Genomic DNA, 23,411 nt, shown 5'->3' with positions numbered 1-23,411 from the left:
GTCATGAGGTACCTATCCATGAACGAGACTTGGGAGATAAACGGCCCAGAGCAGCCCGGCATGCTTCAGTACGGTAATGCGGCCCTGGGCGTGTCGTTCGGCCTCATGAACATGCTCATCTTCTACCCAAACGGCACATTAATGGCGGAGAGGATGGGTTGGCTAACGCCGCAGGTCTGCAGCGGCGACTTCTTCGCACCGCCAACCACGAGACTCTTCTGGAGCAATGGCGAGTACCAGTACGCGTATGCCTACTTCTACGTGAATGTCACCGGGGATGAGGCATACATCGTTGGCTACCCAACAATAATAACCAGCAACTTCATTGAGAGGGGCTACGTAACGGTTATGGGCCAGCCCTGCTACACAAACCCAATAGGCCCCCTGTTCAATGGCACGGCGTACCCAGTGGCCTTCGAGGTGAACCTACTCATGCCCTATAGCCAAGTCGCATCACTACCATACACGTGGTACTGGTGGTATGTGGGCAACATGACCGTGATAATAATAAAGTAAGGCAAAATCTATTTGCTTCGTTTTTAATATTTTTTAAAAAAATAATTTATAAACAAGTCATCCACTTTGGCCGTTTTGCCCCCACGTTATTGATATGCCCACCCCCTCCTGGCTCTGCTCACTCACTGTCTGGCCTTGGCTGTTTAACTGTATTACCTCCGTTATTGGCTGGCCAGGTACGTCGTTGTTTGGCCGTTGTCACAGACCTCCTTGTATATTGGATATTTGACTATTACTTCATAGAGCTGGCCCGAGCCCAAGTAAACGGTGTTGCTCCCCACTGACACTACGTTGTTCTGTGGCGTGGTGTATACGGGCGTTAATTCCTTATAGCAACCAATGTTGTGTAGCATACAGTGGCTTCCGTGTACGTCGTGCTCGGTCTCGTGGTTGAGCCGCCGCCACCGCCGCCACTCCAATAGGTGTTTAGTTGTGTGAATATTGATAGGAAGTATATTGGGCAGTTGCTGGGTATTGGCGGCAGTAGGTATTGCATTGAGACAGGGCCTAGGCCTGCGGTGTTCGGGCTTGGGTTTGTGAAGTAGTCTATCGAGACTGAGGTGGGCTGGTACTGGTAGTTGTAGCAGGCTAGTACTGCGTAGTAGCTCTGGACCGACACGCTATATGGATTTATGTTCCAGGATACGGATTTTGAGGCGAAGAACCATGCATATTTATTGAGGATGGGTAATTTCTGTAGGCTGCCTGTGCCGCTTAATTGGACGCTTATAATGCCACCAGTAAGGTCTCCAAACGAGTCTTTCCATTGTTGTGCTTCTAGGGTTTGCACGCTGCCTATTGGCCAGTCATTTATGAAGCCTTGGCTTATATAGGCTGAATTGGCGGGGCCGTCATATGTAAATTTCGGCATCTCCAAGTTGCACGCCCCGACTGCCGTACACCGCCACCCTGCCTTCGTCGTTGCGTTTGTCCATCCCATCCACGGCCAAACTACGCCGCCATCTGGGTTCACGTCGTTATACTGTACGGTCACCACCGTGGTGTTTCCGCCTATTGGGTATGTAATTATTATTGAGGGGTTAGTGCCGTTAGCGTCCCAAAACGCGTCGGGCGAAGTTATTGTTAGTTGAAAGACGTATACGTATGGGAACGACGTATTTTGTACCCACATGCTTCCCCATTGGTTAATGGGTTCGCCGTTCGTGTAGTTGGCCACCAGCTGTAGGGTTGCGTATGAGCCGCTATTTATTGTTAGGCCTTGCCCCACTGATAATGGGACTGGCGAGGCTATTGCGAAGGTTATTGGTTGCCCAACGGGCGGGGTCACAACTACATTACTGCCGCTGCCCCAGTTAAGTAGGTACTTCCAGGCTGGGAAGTCTACTTCACCCATTATTGAGCAGCTGCTGGTTTGTGCGTAATATCCCTCTACGTATCCTCCGTAAGGCACTGGGTTTTGGCTGCCCAGTGAGCACCCATAGTAGTTGCTCATTATTGGGTTAAAGTATAGGGATAAGGATCGTTCTGAATTGAGCGTTCCAATGACTATGGGTATATTGCTTACTATCTTCACCACGGGCCTATCTACACATGATACGTAGTATTGAAGTATGTATGCTGTGGGGCCGTTGATTGGCTGCGGGTTAATTTCATAGTTGGATGGGTATATTGTGCATGCCGTGAAGTTCACGCTTAGTGCACTTCCAATTATGCCGCTTGGGTATTGCGCCGTCACATTTTTAGGCGTCATTACGTATGCGTCGCTTATTATTTTGCTCAGGTTTCCCAATTCAGCGACCCAGCCGGCGTTGCCCGAGCCAGTCCTACTGCACCAGGTAGGTGATCCTATTTGGCATCCGTAGGTGTTAAGGCCGATTTGCCACTTTACGAGCCAATACTGGATGCCGTACGGGTCGTTAACGACTATGTAGACGCCTGGCGCAATGGCCATTGTTGTTACGTTTGCAATGGCAGTGTTATTGTTATTTGTGTCATTATTCATTAGTGGAGGAGTCCATGTTGCGTACCCGCTGACCTTCACTGGCTCGCAAATGCTTGGGTTTTCAACGTAGCAGATGATTACCATTGATGGCCTTGCCGGGTACGTCGCGTTCCACCACTGGTTGTGTAGGAGCGGCTTCGAGTTCACGGTTATGGATTGACCGTTAGCCAGGAGCACTTGCTTAACGAAGAACTGCTCAGTGCCTGTGTTCACGATGCCTAGGAACCACTGGCCGTTAGGGAGGGGCACTGCGTCCGCCACTGCCCATAGGTAGTTTTTAATCACTTGGTGCTGCGCGTAGGTGAAGTATGAGTACATGAACACGCCTACGGCGGCGGCTATTATTATCATTGCCAGTATGAAGCCGACAGTCCCCGTTAGGAGTTCGGATAGGACCTCGCTCATCAAGTACTTAAAAAGCTTGTGAACTTATAAGCCTTTTTGAATGTCTTGTTTTAACGTGTTTAAAAGTGTTTTTGCGCGCCTACGGTAGCGCGGCGTACTCTATTAGGGATGCGGCGAGGAGTATTGCGAGGGCTGCCGCCAGCGCGGCGGCCCAGGGCCTTAGGTCCGCGATTGATGCCTTCCCCCTCTTCCTCCTCGCTACGTCGATTAGCGGCTTCAGCATGAGGGTTGATGCGTAGGTTGATACCGCATACGCCAGGAGCTCCACCATCGTAACTGGCGATGCGAGGACTAGGGCGGCGGTGCTCGGCGGCACCCCCGCGGCGGCCATTGCCGAGCCCACCAGGTACCCAGTCTGGTAGAGTATGTACCCTATGGCGGCCCAGCCTCCACTGGCACGCTCGCGAAGATGCAGGGCGGCGCGTTGTTGATGAATATCTGCAGCGGTGCGTATAGGTAAATGGCGGCAGCGCCATGAACTGCTGCGTTGATTGAGAGGCTCCTGTGAATGCGTTTGCCACTTTGCTCGAATTAACAGGCTTCCCGAGCGTGGCATTTACAACCGCCGATGCGGCGCTCCTCGTGGCATTTATGGCGGCTGCCGTGAGGTTGCCCGCGGCGGAGGAGACAATCTTCGTCGTGTTCTCCTTCTCGATGACTGTGCTGATCGTCGTGTTCAATGCGTAGGCCACCTCTTGAGGGCTTGGCCTTGAGTAGGCGTTGATGGCGCCGGCCAGTTCGATCGCATATTCAATAAGCAGTATTAAGGCTATCACCGCGGCTGCCCTGAGGTACTTTGACGCACCCATTAATTAATGCCTATGCCACCCACTTAATAAACATTATTGAAATGTAATTGCTCCGATGGACAACGCACATTTTTAAGCGTAAGCGTTATAAAGGGGTTCAAAAAGCAGCGCATCGGAGAATCCCTAAAGGGATTAGAAGGAATAAGCATTTAGTTGTTGCGGGGCTTGGTTAAGTCAGCAATTCTCTGAGTGCGAGTTTTATTATGTCGCTGTAGTTCCTTGTTTCGACGTATATTGCGTACCTATGGTCCTGCTTTCTACGGCCGCCCTCAGCGTGTCCGGCACCTCCAGGTCCCACTCGGCCTCGGCCGCGGCTGCCCTGGCTAGCCTCCAGGCCCTCTTGAGTTGTGGGTCTTGGAGTTTGGCTAGGATGTCGTTTATGGCGCTTGCATCGCCTATGCTTGATGATAACTTTTTCGCATTTTTGATGATTGTGTCCAGCGGCGATGCTGATTTAATGGCTAGGTAGAGGCCTCCGCCTTATCGCCGTATTGCTTAGGAGGTCCCTCGCCACCCTGAGGAGGTCCGCATAGGCATCCATGTGCTTTGACCACCGCGTCAACCTCCCCGTAATGAGGTGCCTCCTTGACGTGAAGTCCGCAATGGCTATGCCGAATAACTTGATCACCGCGCCCACCTCGCCGCTGGCGATCGCCCTTAGGGCGCCTTTGAGGTCCTCATCGCCCTCGCCTTGGCATGGCGCCGCGGCGCACCTGCCGCCGCCCCTCACGCACATGTATAGCTCGACTGCACGGCTAATACACGTGGTTATGCCCATGCGCTTAAGCGCCCCCTGGGCTAGGTAGCTGTCGAGGGCCAATGCGTACTTATTCACCTCGCCTGCGGATGCCCGCAGCAGCACGGCCCTACCCAGGTAATTGCTGATTATCACTGCCTTGTCGGGCGATGCGTATGCCCTCACGAAGGCGCCTGCGTAGGCTGGCTGCATAACCAGCGTATTGCCCTCTGGGGCTAGGCCCCCTAGGCCTTGGATTAATGCCGTGAGGGTCCTCGCCCTCTCGAGCTTCCTACCTAGGTAGCTCATTATTTCCTTGGCACCCGCATCGCCGTTAAACCTCACGCACCTACTAATTCCACCGCAATCGCTGCTCAGGACCACGCCGCAGCCGGCCATCCCCTCCAGCTCCGCCGGGCTCGCCTTGCCGCACTTAATCGTCGTGATGGCGTACCGCCTTAGGTCCACCAGCACCACGCAGTACGCATATCCACCATTGCCTGGCGATGCGGCGATTATGGGGCAGCCGGACAGCATTGCCGATGCTATGGCGCTCGGGTTGTCAGTCTTATCCCTAAGCGAGTGCTCCAGTATACTGATAATGCTTATGCTCATTCCTTGGAAACACTAGTAATAACCTTATATATTTATAGCTTCAGTGGATTTACGTGAAGAGGGTAGTCGTGTACAACGGGGCATATAACCCTCGTAAACCACCTCCCGGGCTTGGGCACTCCATTGCTGAAGCCCACTTCATCCCTGAGGTACTTAAACTCATTAACGAAATAGGTATGCATATCCAGCGGATACACCTCAAAGCCCAGCCCGTGGGACTGAAGATCGCTGGGATGCGAAGAGCAGGCGGAAAATGCTATTTAAATAAAAATGGCGGCGCGATTAATAGACTCGTAAATCAGCCGTACTCCTTATCCGCTGCCGCTCTTCGTAGCCATGTTCACCAAAGTACATCGCAAGGGGTATGTAATTAATTAGACATTAACATGGCCGCAAGCCATTGGCGCGCCCGTCGTTGGCTTATATGCCAGGCAGCTTTTTCGTGAGCACCTATGCATTGGTAATATATGCTCTTTCGAGATGGGTTGTTTCCAAACATTTATCTTAAATTCCAAATGAGGGTTGCGTTTAATAAAGGGGAAACAATGAAAACCCTAATGCAGGAGCTTAGGTATGAAGTGGCGGTTAGGCAGGGGAGGAGCGTTAAGTGCCCAGTTTGTGGTGCGGAGGCGCCCTAGTCTTTGTTTATGATAGGAGGAGGCGCAGGAGGTTTGCAGCAGTGCGTCATGGGGATACCCTGCATGCCATACCGTCTGTGCCACATGCTCTGGAGGGTAATAGGGGCTTGGGAATTGTTGAGGGGTGGAAGTCCCTAATTATGAGGATAGCCGATGAGTATGACCTATCCACTACTTACCTCTCACAGCCTGTAATTAGCGGTTCTGAAGTGAATGTAATCGTCAATGGGCGGCCAGCCAAGGTGAGGCTCGATAGGGTTCCAAGGCTGGGCTTTGGCGAGGCTAATATCGCGAGCGAGAAGCGCTGTTGCCGGACGAGTTCTCGTTTAGGGGCACCGACGCCGAGGAGGCGTTTATTGAGGCGGTACTTGGCTTAGGCCGATTTCTGAGACTGCCAAGCGCTGGGCATTAAGGTTGAGCAGAGGCCGAGGGTTACGGTACGTGTTCCCCCTTCCATGCCCACTAGGCCTGCGCCGGTAATTTCCTGGGAACCCAGTAGGGGTACTGTGGCAGCACTGCTTGAGGCGCTCAAGGGCATTGCCGAAGGTGATGTGCAGGCGCTGACCAAGAACCCGAGGCTACGGCGATTGGCGTAATATCGCTCGCCCTCCTTGAGTCCATTTCATATGGGGTACGGGACAGCGACTTGGTGCGGTCCTATGCGAGGAGCCTTGCGGAGAGGATGTCATCGGAGGGCTTCATGAAGCAAGCATCCATCCTGGAGGAGGTAATGATGAGGGTGCTTAGCGCCGTTGATTTATCGCTATTATCAAGCGCGTACTACGTGCTAGCGGCCCCCGTGTTCACCGGTCTATCCATAAAGTCAGTGCTTGAGTGCCCCATGAAGGCGAATTTAATGCTTCAAGGTATCAAGCCTGTTTTTAAAGGGCAAATTTCGTGGCACAATGAAATTATTGAGAGGGAGTTCCCGGATTGCGAGGGTGGTAAGCCGATAAGGGTTAACATAGGCGGTGAGGAGGTCTTTGCATCGCCAGACGTCATATGCGGCGATTACGTGTATGAGGTGAAGACCATATCTAGGCCGATAAGCCAATATTTGCTGTACCGCCCCTCCTACTCTCTGCGCAGTCAGCTCTTGGGGCTGCCGATGCACCACCGTATGAGGGCGCTGACCTAGAGCGCAGTATTGCTGAGGATTGCGACATAACAAGCCAAGCCACATCGGTAGGCTGCGTCGTGACAAAGCTCTTCGCGGGGACCGATAAAGCCTATAGGCAGCTGGAGGGGCTGCTCAATGAGAGAGGGATCTCGCTTGCGGACCCGTTTTTGCAGTTAAGTAGGAGGGATATTGATGCCCTCTCGGAGGTCTTAATAAGTGCCTACGTGCCGCAGCCCAGGAGGGAGGCGGTGATTAGGCCGAATGATAATGCGCTGCATAGCGAGAACATAGCCTACATAGCGATGCTCCAAGCCGCCGCCTACGCAGCGATACTCAATAAGAAGCCCATGGTCACCCTCTACATATCTCCACGCCACATGTACCTACCCATCCTAGCCCTGAGGGTGCCGGTCCCAGGTGAATTAATCGATGTTGTAAGGCGTAAGCTGGAGGATGCGGTGAGCGTGATTAAGAGGTTGAGGGCCGGTGAGGTAAGCGATGTATCGGGCATCAAGACTCTACTCTGCAGTGAGTGTGATTACAGGTAGGTGCCCAATACAGGAGGCGGCTTCGAAGGCTGATGAGGACTTAGTACTAATGCAGAGGCAGTACGTATTAATGACACTTAAGCAGCTGTAGCTAACCAACTTCCCCTTAACACCCACATAACCATTGCCTAAAATTAATAAATGATAGGAATACCACGAATAACCATTACTTAATCTGCTAACCTCCTTGATAACCTCGGTTTTGAGTTCCTAAGTACATACTCTTAAGAGGGTCCTCAACCAATCATCGTTAGGCGGCGGACAACCCTTGCACGTACTCCCTACACAGCAGCCGCCACCGCCGGAGTATTATTTACCACATGTACTGAGCGCCATCAACGAAACACATAGTAGCGGTTTCACCGCTTGAGTGCGCATTGACCTAGCGCCAGTGTGGGCTGCGGCTTACATAAAGTTGGTAATTGCCTAGGACTAAATCTTCCTTGCAACCCCAGAATTACGCAGCAATATCGGGATAACGAAGTTATGATTATTATTTACGATAACTCACCACACCCATGATGCTCACGCTGTCAATCAATAAGACGCAAGTTTTTTTATGCCTGGTTTTTTTTCGTCGTTTACTGGATGTTTAAGGAGTGGGCTATTAGGAGGTTGGCAAGTGCGTGGATTATTGAGGTGGAGAGGCCGAGGAAGCCCATCCTCGACGCAATCCTCGCTTACCTTAAGCAAAAGGACTTCTGTAGGTACATGCTTGATGAGGGGCACTGCGCCGTCTTCGACTTCATTGCTAGGGACCTCGGTGCTAGGCCGTCCTTCCTCCTCCTCTATAGGGATTACGCAGCCTTCAGTGCATCTGACAGGTACGTGGCGATACTCGGCATAGCGACGGCACCAACAAGCTCTTCGTGAATGTCGTGCCGATGCCGGAGGCGCTCCGTAGAATAATGGAGGAGGTACGGAGGCGGGTTATCGAGAGGGGGAAGTACAAGCCCAGGATCGTAAAGCCCTCCAGGAGTGAGTTCATAAGGGATGTGCTCGGCTTCGACGGCGGGCCTGAGGCCGCGGGTGAGAGGGGGGCCAGGGCTAGGGTGCAGGGCGAGGTCGTAGTATCGACCATATACTCCACAGACAGTTACTCGGACTTCATAGACTACCTAACGCTGAGGGCTGCCAACCACATGTTCATCATTAACCAGGCCGCACTGCAGCAGGCAAGCCAGCTCTTCAGAACCGAGGGCAGGCTTAGGGGGCTCCGCTGGATGCCCGAGTTTAAGGAGGTCTGTGATTTGGCGGCGATGGCGTACTCCGAGTTCCTAATGGCGAGGAGGATTGCGCCGCCCAGCGTGGAGTCCAACTACAACATGGAGAGGGGCATGGTAGCCTCCAACCCAGCGCTGAGTTGGAAACCGCATCCTTAACAATTGCGTCGAGCCATTGGAGGGAGGCGGAGGACTACGAAATCACGGCCGCGGACATAGCCAGGATGCTCCTAGACAGCTATGCCGACTGAAGGGCGGCTGCGCCTCGCCAAGGGTATTGATTGGGGACTCGGAGGTGGCCGCGTATGACGGCGGTGAGGAGCTCTTCAGGGCGTTCAAAGGCGGTGGGAAGTCCCTCCTCCTCAACATATCCGACATATACAAGGCACTGGGGGAGGGCATACCGCAGCCGCCCATTGAGGAGGCGCTATTCATGCTCGCCGCGTCCCAAGCCTTCAGGAACTTCGCACGCCAATACATAGCCATGCACTTAGAGAGCAAATTCCAACTTGACGAGCCCTCCGCACTTCAAATCGCGGACTTACTAATTGAGGTGGCGTCATCCATGACGACGTGGCTCATCATGGCCGAGCCAGGCGCCGTTAGGGATATCGCGGAGGCTGTGGTGGAGGAGGCATCGGGCATAAGGCTGATCGCCGGCGACCAACACCTAGTCGAGGCGCACGGCTTCCACAGGGGCTTCCTAAGCGATGGAACATACGTCAGGCTTCTCATAGCCGAGGCAAGGCTCAGGCCACTCGAATCCTCTGGCCCACCGCTGCTGCGATTCCGCGACGCCTACTACCTCAATGGCCAGTTCAGGATAAGCCACCCGGAGCATGGGGCAATGATGATAAACCTCAGGAGGAAGTACGTACTCGCCGAGTTCACGGAAGTAGGCGGCGGCAGGTTCGACACCGCGGTCAGAGCCGTAATCCTCGCAAAGAGGCTCAGGGAACAAATACCCAGCGAGCCCCTGTGAAACGCTCGCTACCTAAAGGGGCTTCTCGCTTCATCGCTCCATCTTGTCCATGACAATTCATTAGACCCGCCTAAGTTGGCTAAGGAGGATTGAGACCTTTACCTCGGCGCATGGTAAAATCCTCGTGCACTAATACGTCCCTCTCCCATAAAATTTGGGCCGCTTCGCCAATGACGTCGTTATTAGTAATTATTGCTAAGAAATCCATGATGTAGTCCGCCAGCTCACGGCGTAGTTCATCGCACTTCATCCTGAGGATTTTAATGAGGATCTTAATATCCTCTCCCTCATATTCGCAATAACACATGTACAAGTCAACATACTCAAGGACGAGGGCAAGTACTTCGTCACATGGGATGCCCGCTAAGTACTCCTCGACAGTCTCGATAACCTTTTCACTGCCTTTTGGCGCCGCCTTTCTGGCGACCTCTGCGAGCTTTGTAATGCGGCCCAACCTCTTGGCGCGGTCAATAATGCACTCAACCACCTTGTCTGGATTCGGCTTTATCCTCATGCCCAACTACTTCCACAAATGCAGAATTAATAAACATGTTGTTTAGGCACATCGTCAAGCCCCTAGGGCGGAACCCAGAGCCACTGCCGAAAAATACTTCGTTAAGTTCGTCAAGCGCCTTCATTGGTGCATCCACGTCAGCCTCTATGGTGAGGTACCTAGGCTTGAGCCAACTTGTATAGCTACCCTGAAGTAGGTCTTATCATTGGCAGTGCACAGCGCAAAGAACGCATACCCATCCTCCTTCGTGCAGTCTATTATGCCAATGCCCGCATACTTCCTGACCAATTCACTCCACTTCCTCCTCAACTCCTCCGAATAGTGAATCATGTTCCAAACCTCGCTAAAGCGCTTATCCCACTCGGAATACTTAAGGCGCCTATGTACATCTAAGGCCACCACGTGGCACGGGGCAATGGAGCCATCACAATCAGCCTTAAATTTTGCCGATAACACCCTACGTATTTCATTCATGAATTCATCCACGTCAATAAGGACCTGCACCATCTCGCCCACGCTCGGCCTCCTGCGCGGCATACCTAATAACATGGAAAAACAGCGGCTTATAAATACTCCAGGCCACAGCACTTAAGGCCGCGTTGCAATGCGAGTACTTAATAAGCGATGAGTTTTAAATGAGGTAATTACTGATTACTGCCTGTGAGGAGGTTAATAATTGCTGGAGCAATATTGATTATCGTGAGCATAGCCTTATCATTCGTGCCACTACAGGCAACGATTGTTAAGGTGCACAGTGTATTGATGCCGCATGGGTCAATCACAATCAATGTACATGGCTGCACATTCATAGGCTACACCGACACACTAAACCTCCCACTCGCCATAAACCCACCAAACACGACGCAGTACGCGGTAAACAGCGATTAAAGAACTACTTGCCCGCGAGGCTTCAAGGCAGTCCTCGACCTAGAGGGGCTGGGATTAACCGTGCTCGGCGACCCATCGAGGATTGCCACCGCGCTGTCCGACAACACTGACGAAGTTGGCGACTTCTGGACTGCGGTTGGGAAGTACGTGAAGTCGTGGGACAATAGGGTGGCTGTGGCAGAGGACTCGCTAACCATGTGCATGGTGGATGGCAACAGGGCAATTACATACTCAATCGAGGAAGAAAGCAATGAGGATGGCGTTAGGCTCAAGGCACGCGTTAGGGAAGCACCACCCGACGAATGCCCATTCGAAGAGATAACCACCGCCTGAAGAGGTAATCACTCTAAAATCATTAAAACAACCCTAGGTTTTCTTTAATTCTACGCCTCATCTACGATGCATCGCCATTGTCAATATACATGAAGAGGAGCACCTTCAAGAAGATGGAGCTGGAGAGCATAGCCTCTGACGTCAAGCTACTATTCAAGCTCGAGCCAGGCGCCAAATTACTAATCATCCTGCCAAACACGCTCCGCTCATTGCTAATCCACGAGGAGATGGATTCACTACCCAACGATGTGGAGACAAAGCTGTCAAGCCACCTCATAGATGAGGAGGAAGTCCATAAGGTGCTGGGAAGCGATGAATTCATAAAGGCGATAATTGCGAACTACTCGGGCTGTAGCCTAGGCGATGACTTATTGAAAGACTTCGCCTTTGAAGCCCCGAACCCCGGCGGCTACGTACTCCTCGCCAGGGTGATTGGCGAGGGTTGAGGGACGACAACCGCGCGATTACCAGTACCGAGGCACCGCTCGAGAAAGCCCGAGAGGACGCATTTACCCTCCTCCAACCCCACCCAACCAACGACACACTAACCCTTATTCGACACGGCAAACAAAGAATATAGGCAACCAACACACCAAAACCACGCCCCCTCCTCAAAAAATTGTTCCCCAAACCCCAGGCGCCGGAGAACAATATTCAATACATTGCCGATGTATGTAAGAAAGAAGAAGTTTATACATGCCCCATCATATGATACATTATTTTAGTTAAAAATAAGCATTACCTAAAACCCTGAGATAGATATATTTAGTGGTATAACTGTGACGCATTGATGAGTGAATTAGATAAGAGAGTTTATGAACTACATAATAAGGCGATGAATGAAATTACAAGCGCCAACCTTCTCCCCGCTCTGGGCCGGTCTAAGACAGAGCCTTCGCAAAGCTGGGCATTCCCGTCGCCGAGAGCCCCAGGGAAGTTGCCGAGAGGTCCGACGTCGTCATTGACATGGTTACAGACGCGCCTGACGTGGAGGAGGTCCTGCTGGGCCCTAATGGTGTTGTCCACGGCGCCCACCCAGGCTTATAGTCATTGACATGAGCACAAACTCGCCCGACCACGCCAGGTACTTCGCCAGGGAATTGGGTAAGTACGGTGTTGAGTTCCTCGATGCGCCGGTGACGGGTGGCGATATTGGGGCTAGGCAGGGCACATTAACCATAATGGTCGGCGGTAAGTACGAGGTCTTTGAGAGGGTCAAGCCTGTGCTTCAGGCGATGGGTAAGACAATAATCTATGCCGGCGATGTTGGTAATGGCCAGATGCTCAAGCTCCTCAATCAAATAGTTGTTGGCATCGACATGCTCGCCGTAGCCGAGGCAATGGCGCTCGCCAAAAAGGCAGGCATTGACATGGAGAAGCTGTTCACGGTGTTATCTACTGGCGCTGCGAACTCATTCACGGTCCAGTACTACATGCCCAAGATGATGAAGGGCGACTTCGAGCCAGGGTTTAGGGCGGCTCACCTGAAGAAGGACCTTAGGTACGCCGTCGAAACGGCTAATAGGCTTAACGTGCCGCTTCCAGGCACTGCACTAACACTACAATTATACAATGCCCTAGTAGCTAAGGGGTTGGGTGAGAAGGGGACGCAGGCCCTACTGAAGTTGTACTATGAAATGGCTAATATTAGTGATGAGTAGGTTTAAAAGCCACCGTATCAATAAGGTATCAATGGGTATTGTTAAGGTTAAATTCAAGGTTTACAACCCAGCGGGTATGAGTAAATACGCCGAGATTGACGGCATCGTTGACACAGGTGTCGTTTACTCAGTAATATCTGCATCACTTCTGAACTCACTGGCATTAGGCCGCTTGAGAGGAGGAGGTTCCTGGCCTCGGTGGCTATGTTGAGCGTGATATTGGCGGTGCAATCATCGAGGTTATGGGTAGGAGGGGCGCGTAACTGTGATCTTCGGTGAGGAGAGGGATGTGAATGTACTTGGGGTTACGGCATTGGAGGCATTGGGTCTTGAGGTTGATGTTGTTAGGGGGACGCTTAAGGAGACCGAGCAATTACTGCTTTAGCCTAGAATGATGGGATTATCTTGTGTATCACGAACTCCCTAAATCCAAGCAGCTCAGCCCTCGTTGGCTTGCCCCTGGCAACATCGATAATGAGCTTGAATAACCTCTCGCCAGCCTGTTCAATGGTTTCCTGGCCTAGGGTCACGGTACTCGCATCGAAGTCCATGTTCTCACGCATCTTCTTAGCCGTGTATGGGTTTGCCGTGACCTTAATCACCGGTGCTATTGGGTTGCCAGTTGGTGTTCCGCGACCGGTGGTGAATACGACTAAGGTGGCGCCGCCAGCCACCATGCCGACCACCGACATTATGTCGTAGCCCGGCGTATCCATTATCCACAGGCCCTTACCCCTCACCTCCTCAGCATAGTCGACAACGCCCTGTATTGGTCTTGAGCCACCCTTAATGATGGCGCCGAGGGACTTCTCTTCAATTGTTGTTAGGCCACCCGCTATGTTGCCCGGCGATGGTTGTGTCCCAACTAGGTCAACGCCGTAAGATGCGGCTAGGTCAACCCACTTCCTAACAACCCTAATTATTTTATCACCAACCTCCTTAGACACAGCCCTCTTGGCGAGTATGTCCTCGGCGCCAATCATTTCAGGGGTTTCTGAGAGTATAACCGTGCCACCAAGATCAACCAATTTATCCGATGCATAACCAACGACTGGATTAGCCGCCAACCCAGAGGTTGCGTCTGAACCGCCGCACTCAACACCCATGACCAGGTTCGACACGTCAACCTCCTCAGGCCTCTGTGAAAGTACCTCCTCAGCCATCCTCCTAAGTAACGTGACACCCCTCTCAATCGCCGCCGGAGTCCCGCCATCAACCTCCTGGACCACGACCTTCTCCACGGGCTTACCCGTCCTCTCAATCTCCTTAACCAAGTCATCAGCCTGTATCTGCTCACAACCAAGGCCAACAACGAGGACACCACCCACGTTTGGGTTCTTCGCCATGCCAATTAACGTCCTCCTAGTGATCTCAAGGTCAGGCTCAAGTTGACCACAGCCAAATGGGTTCTCAATGGACACGGCGCCCTGTACCTGATCGGCGATTCTACGGGCCACGAAGCTCGAGCAGACGACCGTAGACATCACAAGTAGGTAATTCCTAATGCCAACCCTACCGTCAGGCCTTACGTAACCAAGTATTGTGGGCCTACTCATGGATTACCACCCCTGCATACGCTGTGGACTGCGGTTAAACTCTCTACATTGTGGACGTGGACGTGCTCGCCAATCTTGATGTCACGCTTAGCCCTGCCAATCGCATGGCCGTACTTGATCACGTAATCGCACATGTGAATATTCCTAATGGCGAATTTATGACCGAAGGGTATGTCGTTAAGTAGCTTAACCTTGATCCTTGAATTACCTATTACTAACTCAACATCATCACCAGCCTCAAATCCCTAAGGGCAACGGCAACATTATCACCTGGATTAAGTACTATAGCGGGCGCGCCGGTTATGATTACAGACTCCATACAGCAATAAAAGCCAATAGCACTATTTTAGTATTATAACTAACTTAGTATTATTTTAGTCATTATGAAATAATTAACTCAATACGACCTACTCACAACTATAGTATTATACCCTAATAAGTGCGGTATATTTTCATTAATATAAATATATGGGTATACTGGGTATACTAATAATACCATAAAGCTTTAAAACTTATGAAAGTATCTAAAGGGCTGTATGACGTCCCGTCTAGGTATTTCTAGATCTGCGTTAATTGCGATAATAGTTGTTGTGGTTGTAGTGGTTGTGGTCGGTGCCGTGTTGGGTTGGTATTACTCAACGGTTAGTCATAAGCCAAGTGCGCCACCGACTCCAACGCCGACCACTGTTGAGTTTTTAACGTGGTGGGGTCCTGAAGATCCCCAGGGCCTGGATTGGATTGCTGGTAATTTCTCGAATTATTACCCAGGATATTCAGTTGAGTACTACTCAATACCTGGCGCTGGTGGTACGAATGCTAAGTACGTAATACTGGGTATGTTGGAAGCGGGCAAACCACCGGCAAGCTTCCAGGCGCACTTCGCACCTGAGGTTCTCTCTTACGTTGAGATTATGCCTCATGGACCGGCAGACTTCGTGAACTTCACACCAATAGCTATACAAACGGGCTTATTAAGTAAGGGCGTGACCGAGGCCGTACTTGCGGGTATGTTTAATGGAACGATGTTCGCATTGCCGACAAATGTTCATAGAGGCGGCATGCTCTACTTCAATCCACAGGTTTTGGCTGAGTATGGTTTGCCTATCCCGACTACCATTGAGCAGCTTGCCAATGAGACACTGTACCTCGCATCCCACGGCATGACCTGTATTTGGATTATTCCTGGTGGTGATGGTGGCTGGGATCAACTCAACCTTTGGGAGTACATATTCCTTGGTTTGGCTGGTGAGAAGTACGGGCCTGCCACGGCGGCTCAATTAATGAATGAATTCCTGTACGGCACACTAAACCTTAATGACCCAGCAATAGCAAGCCTAATAAATGAGACAGACCAATACTACCTACTATTCACGAAGTACGACTGCCCAGGATGGCAAACAATGACGTGGTCATCAGCCTAGCTACATAATACAGGGCAAGGCAGCATTTCAAGTAAATGGCAACTGGGTAACCGAGTATGCATATATTTGGTATCACACAATAACCTACCCGGCAATACCGCCATACACATCATGGACAAACATAACACTAATGGAGGAACCATTCCCAGGAACACAGGGTATTTACGTATTAGTGATAGACTCTGTCGCAGTACCTGCTTATGAGAATCCGTACGAGAGCGCCGCTATTAAATTGGCAGAGTTTTGGGATTCATACATAGGTATGGAGATCTGGACCTCAAGCGGCAAGGGTGTAATTATTTGGAGCAACGGCACCGACTTCTACCCAACGCCAGCCCAGTGGTATGATTACGAGCAATTAATATCAACACCACCTAACCAATTCACAATCGCCCCCAGTGATGGTGGTTTGTTTGATGATGTATTTAGTAATCTAAATACGTATGTTTCAAGTCTTCAGCAGGTTGGTGCCAGTTATATACCAACATTCAATAGCTTTTTGGTCTCTGCAGAGCAGGAGACATACAATGAGTGGATGGCTGCTGTTAAACTCGGCGTAGCTACATGGGCTACCCAGGACACCCATTCGCCAACTACCTACCACCATGGGTCAACCCAACAACATACCACTACCAACCATACACACCCTGGTGGCAAACAAGCGGCTAATGACCTAACTATACCTATAAAACTTAAAAATAAAAATCCCTTATTTTTATCAATGTCAAAACAATCACTAATAATGGCAATACCAACATTATTCTTTGGAGGTTTAATCGTGTTTCTACTAATATGGAACTTCATACTATCACTCGAAAACTGGTCACTATTTAATCCAACCCCAAAATTCACGGGCCCGCAATCATATCTATACCTATTCACTCAAAACTTCTTTTATACATCAGCACAACACACTCTACTCTTTACCGTTGGGCTTGTGGCTATTGGCGATATACTCGGTTTATTACTTGCCGCCCTGCTTTATTTCCTACCCAATAATGCACAGCGAGCCGTGTACTTATCAATATTTATTTATCCGATAGCAATACCACCGACCGCAACCGCCTTGGTTTGGTTGTGGCTATTCAATCCGCAGATTGGTGTAGATTGGTTATTGGCAAAGCTTAGCTTACCAGTAATACCTTGGTTTGCAACGCCATTAAACACTCAACTAGCTCTAGTATTAGTTGAGGTATGGGCTTATACGGGTTTAGCCGTACTCTTTTACTTAGCCTCATTCCTAAGTGTGGATAAGTCAATAATCGAGGCCGCGAGATTAGATGGCGCATCCAGCTTTAACCTACTATTTAGAGTATTGCTGCCAAACTCAATGAATGGTTTTATAATATCCACGGCACTGCTATTCCTATTTTCGCTTAGGATATTTGATATTCCATTCATAATGAGCGGTTCAGCAACAAGCCCAACATTAATGACGCTGGTAACATACATCTATTATTTATATGCCTACTCTGAGTATTTCTCAGCAGCAGCCGCATTAGCCACTCTCGTTGCTATAATTGCCGCTATTGTGATTATACCATACGCATTACTCGGACTTAAGAGGTGGGTATTCAGGAGGTGAGTGGTATGAACAATAAGTATGTCATCAGGGTTATTAAGTATGCCGTACTTCAAATAGTGACGGCCATATTCGTCATCTTATGGTTATTACCATTGTACGCCATGATAGTTGGCGGCTTCAAATCAAACATGGAGGCTGCCTCAGCCCCAATTCTATTGCCGCCCACGCAATTCTCGACGGAGGCTATTACTTTGATTGGGTTGGCTTCGGTACATTAATTGGGCTTGAGTTTCCCATGATACGTCAATTACTAATCACTGTACCAGTGGCGTTGGCCTCTGTGATTTTAGGTAGCATGGGTGCCTACTTTTTCTATATGCAGATGGAGAGGAGACCGTGGGTTAGTAATGTTGGTTTCTCAATAATTTCACTAGCCACATTTCTACCTGCCAGACGTTGACCGTACCGCTAATAGAATTGACATCATCGTTAGGTATATACCAGACGTATTGGGGCCTCGCCTTTGCGTACTTCATATTCTACTTACCAATGTCAGCGCTTCTAATGTCGATATTCCTACCTGTCGTACCTAATTACTTAATAGAGAGCGCCAGGCTCGATGGTGCCCGTGATTGGTCCATATTCTGGCACGTAATATTCCCATTGATTCTGCCAGGGTTCTTATCAACATTGATATTCGTATTCCTCATGGTGTGGCAGGACTTCTTCACGCCATTAATAATAGCCACAAGGCCAAGTCTATACATGTTACCGGTGGCCGCTAGGCAATATGTTGGAGGTTACGCAATACTTTACAATAGATCATTTGCGGCTGGAGTCATAACATCATTAGTACCGCTTATCATATTTGCCTTCCTGGGCAGGTACTTTATAAGAGGATTAGCAGCACTCGGTGGTGGCGCTAAGGGCGTTTAATGAATATAGAGTTGAAGGTTTACTAATTAAAATAGGTAAAAACATTTCACCCACGAAAAATTTAAAGTAAAGTATCAACGTAATAAATTTAGCACTATGGTTACTGTTAGAATGGAGGGACTGACGAAGTACTTTAAAAAGGGAAAGAATATAGTTAAAGCTGTAGATCATATAACCTATAAAATAAGCGACGGAATAGCCTTTGGCATTCTCGGTCCAAGTGGTCATGGAAAAACAACGTTACTGAGATTAATAGCTGGTCTTGAGATACCCACAGACGGTTATGTTTACTTCGATGATGAACCTATGTCGGCGCCAGGTAAAATAGTTGTTGAACCTGAGAGGAGGAATGTTGCCATGGTCTTCCAAAACTGGCTTTGTATCCTAACATGACGGTTTACGATAATATAGCCTTTCCGTTAAAAATGGCTAAAATGAGTAAGCACGAAATAGATAAGAGGGTTCGCGAAATCGCCGAGGAACTTGAACTTACACGAGTCCTTAATCATTACCCAAAGGAGATATCGGGTGGGCAAATGCAAAGGACAGCGTTGGCGAGGGCTTGGTGAAGAATCCTAAGATTTTGCTTTTGGACGAGCCGTTTAGTAATTTAGATGCAGCGTTGAGAGATAGTGCAAGGGCCTTGGTAAGGAGGATACAAAAGGAACGTAAATTAACAACAATAATAGTGTCTCACGACCCTGCCGATATATTCTCAATAGCCGATGCAGCTGGTGTGATAATAAATGGAAAGTTCGCCCAAATAGGGAATCCAGCCGATATCTACAATACGCCAGCTACGACACTAATAGCAACACTCAGCGGTGACATAAACCTACTCTCTGCTAAGGTAGTTGAGGACATAGCACTTATAGCCAATCTAAAAATACCGCTAAATAAAGGATTGATTAATTATAATGAGGTTATAATCGGCCTTAGGCTGATGAGATGAAATTACTTACAGAACCGCAGGATATACGTGGTTTCATTGATGTTGGTAGGGTAAGGGTTAAGGTATCAAGCTATACCCTAGGTGTTTTTAGAATAGTGGTGTCTCCAATATCTGATGAAAACATAAACCTCATAGTGGTGTCCGATGAACCAATAGAACCGGGTAGGGAGGTCCACCTGCTCATTAAGCCTGATAAAATAAAGATCTTTAATAAGGAGGAGAAGTTAATATATCCCGAACTAAAGAATATAGTGACGGCATAGCTAATGCAGAACAACAGAACTTTAATCATAGTTAACAATCCTGGTCTCACGCCCGCCCATAGGCAGGAATTAATGAGTAAGTTACGGTCGATAGGACTTAGGATAATCAATATAAGGGTGGCGAGTAATCATATCGAGATAGATTTATACATAAACAATAACGATACAACCACAGAAAAAAATACAAGCGCTCGGTTTCATCATTAAAGAAACAATAAATATAAATGAGGAAAACGAAGAATTAAATGAGGAATACGCCATTAGGAAGTACGCCGAGTTATTCAATGAGGAGAGGTTTTGGGAGGCCCATGAGGTGCTCGAAAAAAAATCTGGCGTAGGAATAAGGATGAGGGTATACGGGGATTAATAATATTGGCGGCGGCTTCGTGAAGCTCCAGGAAAACAACCTAGAGGCGTTTAAGAGGTTAATCACTAGGGCGAGGGAGTTGATCACAAAAAAACCAAATACCCTACATAAATAAGGAGAAGTTACTAAGAAAGGTGAATAATGCCCTGCTGGTAACGAAGCCCTTCAAGATCGAGAAAGAGGACTTAGAATCGATACAAAAAGCTTAAAACCTAAAGTGGCGTGTCTCAAATCGCGGCCGTAGTCTAGCCTGGTCTAGGATGGCGGCCTGCCGAGCCGCAGAACCCGGGTTCGAATCCGCGGCCGCACCAAAATACCTTTCCGTTACTCATTACTCGTTTACAAGCCAGTGGGTGATCATGATTAAACTAGGATGGTTGATTACCAACTCATCGCCCTCGAGGAAATCGGCAATGAGCAACTCATGCTAATCCTTGAATTACTTAATTAAGTAATTCAAGGAATTATTCCGTGAGCAATTCCTGGTGCCTAAAGTAATTCATTAAGAATGTACTCCAGCCCAGGGATCCTGGGCTATTCGCAATCCTCTCATTCAAGACTGTTTAATCAGTAGTGATGATGGTTCCAGAGCGCCGGTGCTCCAGTGCTCCGGAGCACCAGTGCCCATGCATGTAAGCCGGTAATTACGGGTATTATCCAACGCCTAATAGGCTTAATTAAGCCCCAGGCGGGCTTGGCGCTGATGGATGAGCTAGAATTGAGCCTACTCCTGGAGAGCCTCAAGCGAGGCTTTGTGATCAAGGGTAGGACTGTCGCCAAGCTCGGTAGGCAGTGCGTGATTACGCTCCCGACTGAGTATAATGAGTTGTGGGGGTACTTAAATGAAAAGGGCGTAAGGATTACGGTGATCATTAAGATTGAGACTGTGGGTGGGTCAGGCTCAGTATAGTTATTTAAGGCCTGGGGCCAGCCAAGTATTGGGGTTGCCTATGGGCGTCCTGAGGGTGATTGGCTTGGTATTCCTCGGGCTATTCCTACTCGCCCTAGCCCTAGTCATAGGGGCTGGAATACTATTCCTAATAACCCACACGCACCAAATCCAAACCACAAACCAAACGAGCCCACAATCACCACAATACCCAACCACTGGCCTAGCCCTGTCCCAGAACTACCCAGCCGGCCTAGTATACCTCGGGCCAAACACCACAGCACTCACCGCCTACTACTGCGTGAACACAGCAATACCAAACACCTACTCAATACAACTCAACGCCCAATTGAGTAATGGGTACTGGATACAGGACGTGTACTCGACAATGGCGTATGAGGTGAATGGGGTTTGGGAGCCAGGCTTTGGCGAGGATGTTTGGTCGCCACCAGGGAACTGTGTTACGGAGAGTAATGGTGTAATATCATGCCAATCAAGCCTAGTATCCCTCTATAGTGTTGTTGTTTATGGAGCCACTTGCGGGTGGCTCATCATAGCCATTAAGAATGGCATCGCCTATTTTGGATACAGCCTTGACGGTCTCAACGCCCACTGGTACTACACCTACCCAGTGGGTAATGCCACGATTGTGCCTAACCTAGGTACTCAACTCGTAGTTGGTGGCTATGGTAATGGTGAGTGGGTGAACTTCACGAACGCCAATATTGTACTAGCCCTCTACTACTGGAATGGCACTACTTGGCTTCCAGCCCCGAGCACTGCCTATAGTATGGTTGCGAGGAACCTCCCACCACAGTGGGTAAATCCCAATACGGCAAATACTGAGGAGGCAGTATACAATGCCTGGGTGTATTGGGACAATGGTAGGGCCATCGTCTCATGGCCCGAGCCGGTCAATCAAACGCCTCAAGTCCCAAGCCCTGGCTTCACTCCTTGAGGATGGAAGAAAAGAGGGGTTTGATTTTAAACGCCCCTGGCGAGCCCAGGGGTGCCTACCAACCGAGGCTTATTGGTGATGGCACTGGGTATAGGTTGCCGGGCTTCAACAAGTCCTGAGTGATTGAGTTACTTGTCGGGGTAACGACCCATATTGTTTGCCCACCTGGATTACCACTATAAGTCGTCACGTAATTACTCGGTACAGTCACTGTACTGCCAGGGCTCGCCTGTACTGGCTGGTACGAGCCGTAGACGCCGTAGGCCTGTGACGCTTGCCCCAATTGATTGCCGGTATTGGCGATGTCATACCCAGCAGCGTAGGTGGTCTCGCCAGCACTCATAAGCCCATTGTCAATGACACCGAGGGCATGAAGAGTAGTGTGACCTGCATACGGCCCTTGTACGAGATATGCGTGAGGGAGACCCTGCTATACTCAATGTTGTGCAATTATACTTTATTACGGGGCCCTGTCCATATGAGTCTAGGAACTCGCTTGAGGATGGGCTAAGGAGGATACTTAATGAACTTGGGGTAAAACGTCCAGGTATTAGTTGGGATTTTTTTAAGGGGTCTCGTTAGGAATGCTGATTTGCTCGAGGTTGTGAGCAATGCAGGTGATGAAGGTGCTAATGCAAGGTGTGTGGTTTATCAATAAGCTACGATGCGTGTCTTCGATAGATTCACGTAGTGTGTCCTTGGGAGTGCCCTATGTACATATATTTAAGGAAGTTATTGGTGTGGAGATGCTGGGCTTGAACATAGGTTTTTAATAATATGTATTTTTCCGCAATTGCGTGAAAATACTGGAGATAACCCGCGACGAGGTACCTAAGGACCCATTGATTATTGTGCCGATTGGTCCATCGAACAGCATGGACCCCATCTGCCCTTAGGTACTGACTCCATAATCGCTGATTATGTCGCTAATGAGATAGAAAGTAGAATACCAGATAGGGGCTTGCTTTACCCATTGATAGCGGTTGGTTCCTCAATGGAGCACGCAGGGTTTGCGGGGACACGTGGGTTCATTTTGAAAACTTAGTTCATTATCTTCTTGACTTTATCGAGAGTGTTTCCGCGTGGGGACCTATTGGCGTTGTTTTTGTTAATGGGCATGGTGGTAATGTCGATGCGTTGAATATCGTGGTCAAGGAATGGAATTACTCAAGGGTTAGGCCTAGGGTTTATCATTACTACCTATTCAATAGGCGTGTTATTGAATATATAATGAGGTATTTCCCATCCTTCGGCCACGCAGATGCAGTTGAGTCATCATTAATCGCTGCAATAAATAAGGACCTTATTAGGTGGGATAGGATCATTGATACCGAGGTTGGTGGTAACATAAACGTTTTCAGAACTATTGACGTTAGTAAGACGGGCATTATTGGTTCATTGCGTAGGGACCTCGTAAGGCCTGAGATTGGTTCTGAGATACTTAGGTTCATGGTTAATGACTTGCTTGGTCAGATTCGAGTTATTTACGGTATTACAATTAGCAATGAGAGTGGTAATGCCTAAAACGGTGTAATCATTATACCCAACAACACATTTTTAACAATCATGCATTAAATATAGGCTTAGTCAACG

Annotated in this window: 32 protein-coding genes, 1 tRNA gene and 3 pseudogenes; 28 read left to right on the top strand and 8 right to left on the bottom strand. The window is 49.3% G+C overall.

Annotated elements, in window-relative coordinates; all coding sequences use genetic code 11:
- Positions 1-516 (top strand): hypothetical protein (locus JCM16159_RS06510; protein ID WP_243666160.1); only part of this gene is annotated, 516 nt, incomplete at its 5' end.
- Between the two features lie 319 nt (positions 517-835).
- Here JCM16159_RS06510 and JCM16159_RS06505 read toward each other — a convergent pair.
- Positions 836-2,884, bottom strand: coding sequence for a hypothetical protein (locus tag JCM16159_RS06505; protein WP_054857305.1), 2,049 nt, complete (start codon positions 2,882-2,884; stop codon positions 836-838).
- Positions 2,885-2,949: 65 nt separating this feature from the next.
- Between JCM16159_RS06505 and JCM16159_RS15600 the strand changes: the two genes are divergently transcribed.
- From JCM16159_RS15600 to JCM16159_RS15590, 3 genes are all read left to right on the top strand, one after another.
- Positions 2,950-3,123 (top strand): hypothetical protein, encoded by a 174-nt coding sequence (locus tag JCM16159_RS15600; protein ID WP_243666159.1) that lies wholly within the window; start codon positions 2,950-2,952, stop codon positions 3,121-3,123.
- 265 nt (positions 3,124-3,388) lie between these two features.
- The gene (locus JCM16159_RS15595; protein ID WP_243666158.1) at positions 3,389-3,571 is read left to right on the top strand and encodes a hypothetical protein; all 183 of its coding nucleotides are present in this window, start codon (positions 3,389-3,391) and stop codon (positions 3,569-3,571) included.
- Positions 3,572-3,937: 366 nt separating this feature from the next.
- Positions 3,938-4,162 carry a hypothetical protein gene (locus JCM16159_RS15590; protein WP_243666157.1) on the top strand — a complete coding sequence of 75 codons (225 nt, stop codon included), beginning with the start codon at positions 3,938-3,940 and terminating at the stop codon, positions 4,160-4,162.
- Here the strand turns inward: JCM16159_RS15590 and JCM16159_RS06495 are convergent.
- Together JCM16159_RS06495 and JCM16159_RS15585 are read right to left on the bottom strand one after the other, a co-directional pair.
- A complete protein-coding gene (locus JCM16159_RS06495; protein WP_054857303.1) occupies positions 4,148-5,044 on the bottom strand; it encodes a hypothetical protein in 897 nt (298 codons plus the stop codon). The genes JCM16159_RS15590 and JCM16159_RS06495 overlap by 15 nt on opposite strands.
- 32 nt (positions 5,045-5,076) lie before the next feature.
- Positions 5,077-5,241: a hypothetical protein gene (locus JCM16159_RS15585; protein ID WP_243666156.1), complete on the bottom strand. Its 165-nt coding sequence runs from the start codon at positions 5,239-5,241 to the stop codon at positions 5,077-5,079.
- 410 nt (positions 5,242-5,651) lie between these two features.
- Here JCM16159_RS15585 and JCM16159_RS06485 point away from each other — a divergent pair, with 410 nt between their 5' ends.
- From JCM16159_RS06485 to JCM16159_RS06460, 7 genes are all read left to right on the top strand, one after another.
- Positions 5,652-6,059: a hypothetical protein gene (locus JCM16159_RS06485; RefSeq protein WP_243666155.1), complete on the top strand. Its 408-nt coding sequence runs from the start codon at positions 5,652-5,654 to the stop codon at positions 6,057-6,059.
- 78 nt (positions 6,060-6,137) lie between these two features.
- A complete protein-coding gene (locus JCM16159_RS15580; RefSeq protein WP_243666154.1) occupies positions 6,138-6,278 on the top strand; it encodes a hypothetical protein in 141 nt (46 codons plus the stop codon).
- An 86-nt stretch (positions 6,279-6,364) separates the two neighbouring features.
- The gene (locus JCM16159_RS06480; RefSeq protein ID WP_243666153.1) at positions 6,365-6,820 is read left to right on the top strand and encodes a hypothetical protein; all 456 of its coding nucleotides are present in this window, start codon (positions 6,365-6,367) and stop codon (positions 6,818-6,820) included.
- A 59-nt stretch (positions 6,821-6,879) separates the two neighbouring features.
- Positions 6,880-7,350: a hypothetical protein gene (locus JCM16159_RS06475; RefSeq protein ID WP_054857299.1), complete on the top strand. Its 471-nt coding sequence runs from the start codon at positions 6,880-6,882 to the stop codon at positions 7,348-7,350.
- Positions 7,351-7,938: 588 nt separating this feature from the next.
- Positions 7,939-8,223 (top strand): hypothetical protein, encoded by a 285-nt coding sequence (locus tag JCM16159_RS06470; protein WP_054857298.1) that lies wholly within the window; start codon positions 7,939-7,941, stop codon positions 8,221-8,223.
- 122 nt (positions 8,224-8,345) lie between these two features.
- Positions 8,346-8,732: a hypothetical protein gene (locus tag JCM16159_RS06465; RefSeq protein WP_243666152.1), complete on the top strand. Its 387-nt coding sequence runs from the start codon at positions 8,346-8,348 to the stop codon at positions 8,730-8,732.
- A 118-nt stretch (positions 8,733-8,850) separates the two neighbouring features.
- A complete protein-coding gene (locus tag JCM16159_RS06460) occupies positions 8,851-9,555 on the top strand; it encodes a hypothetical protein (protein ID WP_054857296.1) in 705 nt (234 codons plus the stop codon).
- A gap of 79 nt (positions 9,556-9,634) precedes the next feature.
- Here the strand turns inward: JCM16159_RS06460 and JCM16159_RS06455 are convergent, their stop codons facing one another.
- Together JCM16159_RS06455 and JCM16159_RS06450 are read right to left on the bottom strand one after the other, a co-directional pair.
- On the bottom strand, positions 9,635-10,069 hold the full coding sequence (locus tag JCM16159_RS06455) for a hypothetical protein (protein ID WP_054857295.1): 435 nt from the start codon (positions 10,067-10,069) through the stop codon (positions 9,635-9,637).
- A gap of 144 nt (positions 10,070-10,213) precedes the next feature.
- A complete protein-coding gene (locus tag JCM16159_RS06450; protein ID WP_243666151.1) occupies positions 10,214-10,606 on the bottom strand; it encodes a hypothetical protein in 393 nt (130 codons plus the stop codon).
- 123 nt (positions 10,607-10,729) lie between these two features.
- Here JCM16159_RS06450 and JCM16159_RS06445 point away from each other — a divergent pair, with 123 nt between their 5' ends.
- From JCM16159_RS06445 to JCM16159_RS15565, 5 genes and pseudogenes are all read left to right on the top strand, one after another.
- Complete coding sequence (locus JCM16159_RS06445) at positions 10,730-10,957, top strand: hypothetical protein (protein ID WP_054857293.1); 228 nt, start codon at positions 10,730-10,732, stop codon at positions 10,955-10,957.
- Positions 10,958-11,017: 60 nt separating this feature from the next.
- Positions 11,018-11,290 carry a hypothetical protein gene (locus tag JCM16159_RS06440; protein ID WP_054857292.1) on the top strand — a complete coding sequence of 91 codons (273 nt, stop codon included), beginning with the start codon at positions 11,018-11,020 and terminating at the stop codon, positions 11,288-11,290.
- Positions 11,291-11,403: 113 nt separating this feature from the next.
- Entirely contained in the window at positions 11,404-11,736 is a 333-nt protein-coding gene (locus JCM16159_RS06435) for a hypothetical protein (RefSeq protein WP_243666150.1), read from the top strand.
- Positions 11,737-12,167: 431 nt separating this feature from the next.
- Positions 12,168-12,951 (top strand): annotated as a pseudogene (locus tag JCM16159_RS18905) (NAD(P)-dependent oxidoreductase); the annotation flags it as partial.
- A gap of 31 nt (positions 12,952-12,982) precedes the next feature.
- Positions 12,983-13,162 (top strand): hypothetical protein, encoded by a 180-nt coding sequence (locus tag JCM16159_RS15565; protein ID WP_243666149.1) that lies wholly within the window; start codon positions 12,983-12,985, stop codon positions 13,160-13,162.
- A gap of 175 nt (positions 13,163-13,337) precedes the next feature.
- Here the strand turns inward: JCM16159_RS15565 and JCM16159_RS06420 are convergent, their stop codons facing one another.
- Positions 13,338-14,507 carry a UxaA family hydrolase gene (locus JCM16159_RS06420; protein ID WP_054857290.1) on the bottom strand — a complete coding sequence of 390 codons (1,170 nt, stop codon included), beginning with the start codon at positions 14,505-14,507 and terminating at the stop codon, positions 13,338-13,340.
- Positions 14,504-14,641, bottom strand: a complete 138-nt coding sequence (locus tag JCM16159_RS15560; RefSeq protein ID WP_367834349.1) for an SAF domain-containing protein — start codon at positions 14,639-14,641, stop codon at positions 14,504-14,506. The genes JCM16159_RS06420 and JCM16159_RS15560 overlap by 4 nt, the downstream gene beginning before the upstream one ends.
- A gap of 402 nt (positions 14,642-15,043) precedes the next feature.
- Between JCM16159_RS15560 and JCM16159_RS06415 the strand changes: the two genes are divergently transcribed.
- The 10 genes and pseudogenes from JCM16159_RS06415 to JCM16159_RS06385 all read left to right on the top strand — a co-directional run bounded on the left by JCM16159_RS06415 (position 15,044) and on the right by JCM16159_RS06385 (position 21,818).
- On the top strand, positions 15,044-15,928 hold the full coding sequence (locus JCM16159_RS06415; RefSeq protein WP_054857289.1) for an extracellular solute-binding protein: 885 nt from the start codon (positions 15,044-15,046) through the stop codon (positions 15,926-15,928).
- Between the two features lie 721 nt (positions 15,929-16,649).
- Entirely contained in the window at positions 16,650-17,513 is an 864-nt protein-coding gene (gene glcT, locus JCM16159_RS18900) for a glucose ABC transporter permease GlcT (RefSeq protein WP_054857317.1), read from the top strand.
- Positions 17,495-17,731, top strand: a complete 237-nt coding sequence (locus tag JCM16159_RS15550) for a hypothetical protein (protein WP_243666147.1) — start codon at positions 17,495-17,497, stop codon at positions 17,729-17,731. Before glcT ends, JCM16159_RS15550 begins: the two co-directional genes overlap by 19 nt.
- Positions 17,732-17,748: 17 nt before the next feature.
- A complete protein-coding gene (locus JCM16159_RS15545) occupies positions 17,749-17,913 on the top strand; it encodes a hypothetical protein (protein WP_243666146.1) in 165 nt (54 codons plus the stop codon).
- A 17-nt stretch (positions 17,914-17,930) separates the two neighbouring features.
- Positions 17,931-18,389, top strand: coding sequence for a carbohydrate ABC transporter permease (locus JCM16159_RS15540; RefSeq protein WP_243666145.1), 459 nt, complete (start codon positions 17,931-17,933; stop codon positions 18,387-18,389).
- A 96-nt stretch (positions 18,390-18,485) separates the two neighbouring features.
- Positions 18,486-19,604 (top strand): annotated as a pseudogene (glcV, locus tag JCM16159_RS18895) (glucose ABC transporter ATP-binding protein GlcV).
- 157 nt (positions 19,605-19,761) lie between these two features.
- Positions 19,762-19,971: a DUF309 domain-containing protein gene (locus JCM16159_RS18890; RefSeq protein WP_367834356.1), complete on the top strand. Its 210-nt coding sequence runs from the start codon at positions 19,762-19,764 to the stop codon at positions 19,969-19,971.
- 234 nt (positions 19,972-20,205) lie between these two features.
- Positions 20,206-20,282: transfer RNA gene (locus JCM16159_RS06395), tRNA-Gly, on the top strand.
- 293 nt (positions 20,283-20,575) lie between these two features.
- Positions 20,576-20,881: a hypothetical protein gene (locus JCM16159_RS06390; protein ID WP_243666142.1), complete on the top strand. Its 306-nt coding sequence runs from the start codon at positions 20,576-20,578 to the stop codon at positions 20,879-20,881.
- Positions 20,882-20,921: 40 nt separating this feature from the next.
- Complete coding sequence (locus tag JCM16159_RS06385) at positions 20,922-21,818, top strand: thermopsin family protease (protein ID WP_054857287.1); 897 nt, start codon at positions 20,922-20,924, stop codon at positions 21,816-21,818.
- Positions 21,819-21,873: 55 nt separating this feature from the next.
- On the opposite strand, the gene JCM16159_RS06380 is transcribed toward JCM16159_RS06385, so the two are convergent.
- Complete coding sequence (locus JCM16159_RS06380) at positions 21,874-22,161, bottom strand: hypothetical protein (RefSeq protein WP_054857286.1); 288 nt, start codon at positions 22,159-22,161, stop codon at positions 21,874-21,876.
- Between the two features lie 283 nt (positions 22,162-22,444).
- On the opposite strand from JCM16159_RS06380, the gene JCM16159_RS15520 reads away from it, so the two are divergent.
- Together JCM16159_RS15520 and JCM16159_RS15510 are read left to right on the top strand one after the other, a co-directional pair.
- On the top strand, positions 22,445-22,591 hold the full coding sequence (locus JCM16159_RS15520; RefSeq protein ID WP_243666141.1) for a hypothetical protein: 147 nt from the start codon (positions 22,445-22,447) through the stop codon (positions 22,589-22,591).
- Between the two features lie 92 nt (positions 22,592-22,683).
- Positions 22,684-23,342 (top strand): annotated as a pseudogene (locus JCM16159_RS15510) (creatininase family protein).
- Positions 23,343-23,411: the final 69 nt, after the last annotated feature.

The sequence above is a fragment of the Vulcanisaeta sp. JCM 16159 genome, from assembly GCF_001316265.1.
GTDB lineage: Archaea > Thermoproteota > Thermoprotei > Thermoproteales > Thermocladiaceae > Vulcanisaeta.
The sequence above is the reverse complement of the archived record's forward strand: the minus strand, read 5'-3'. Positions and strand labels throughout refer to the sequence as shown.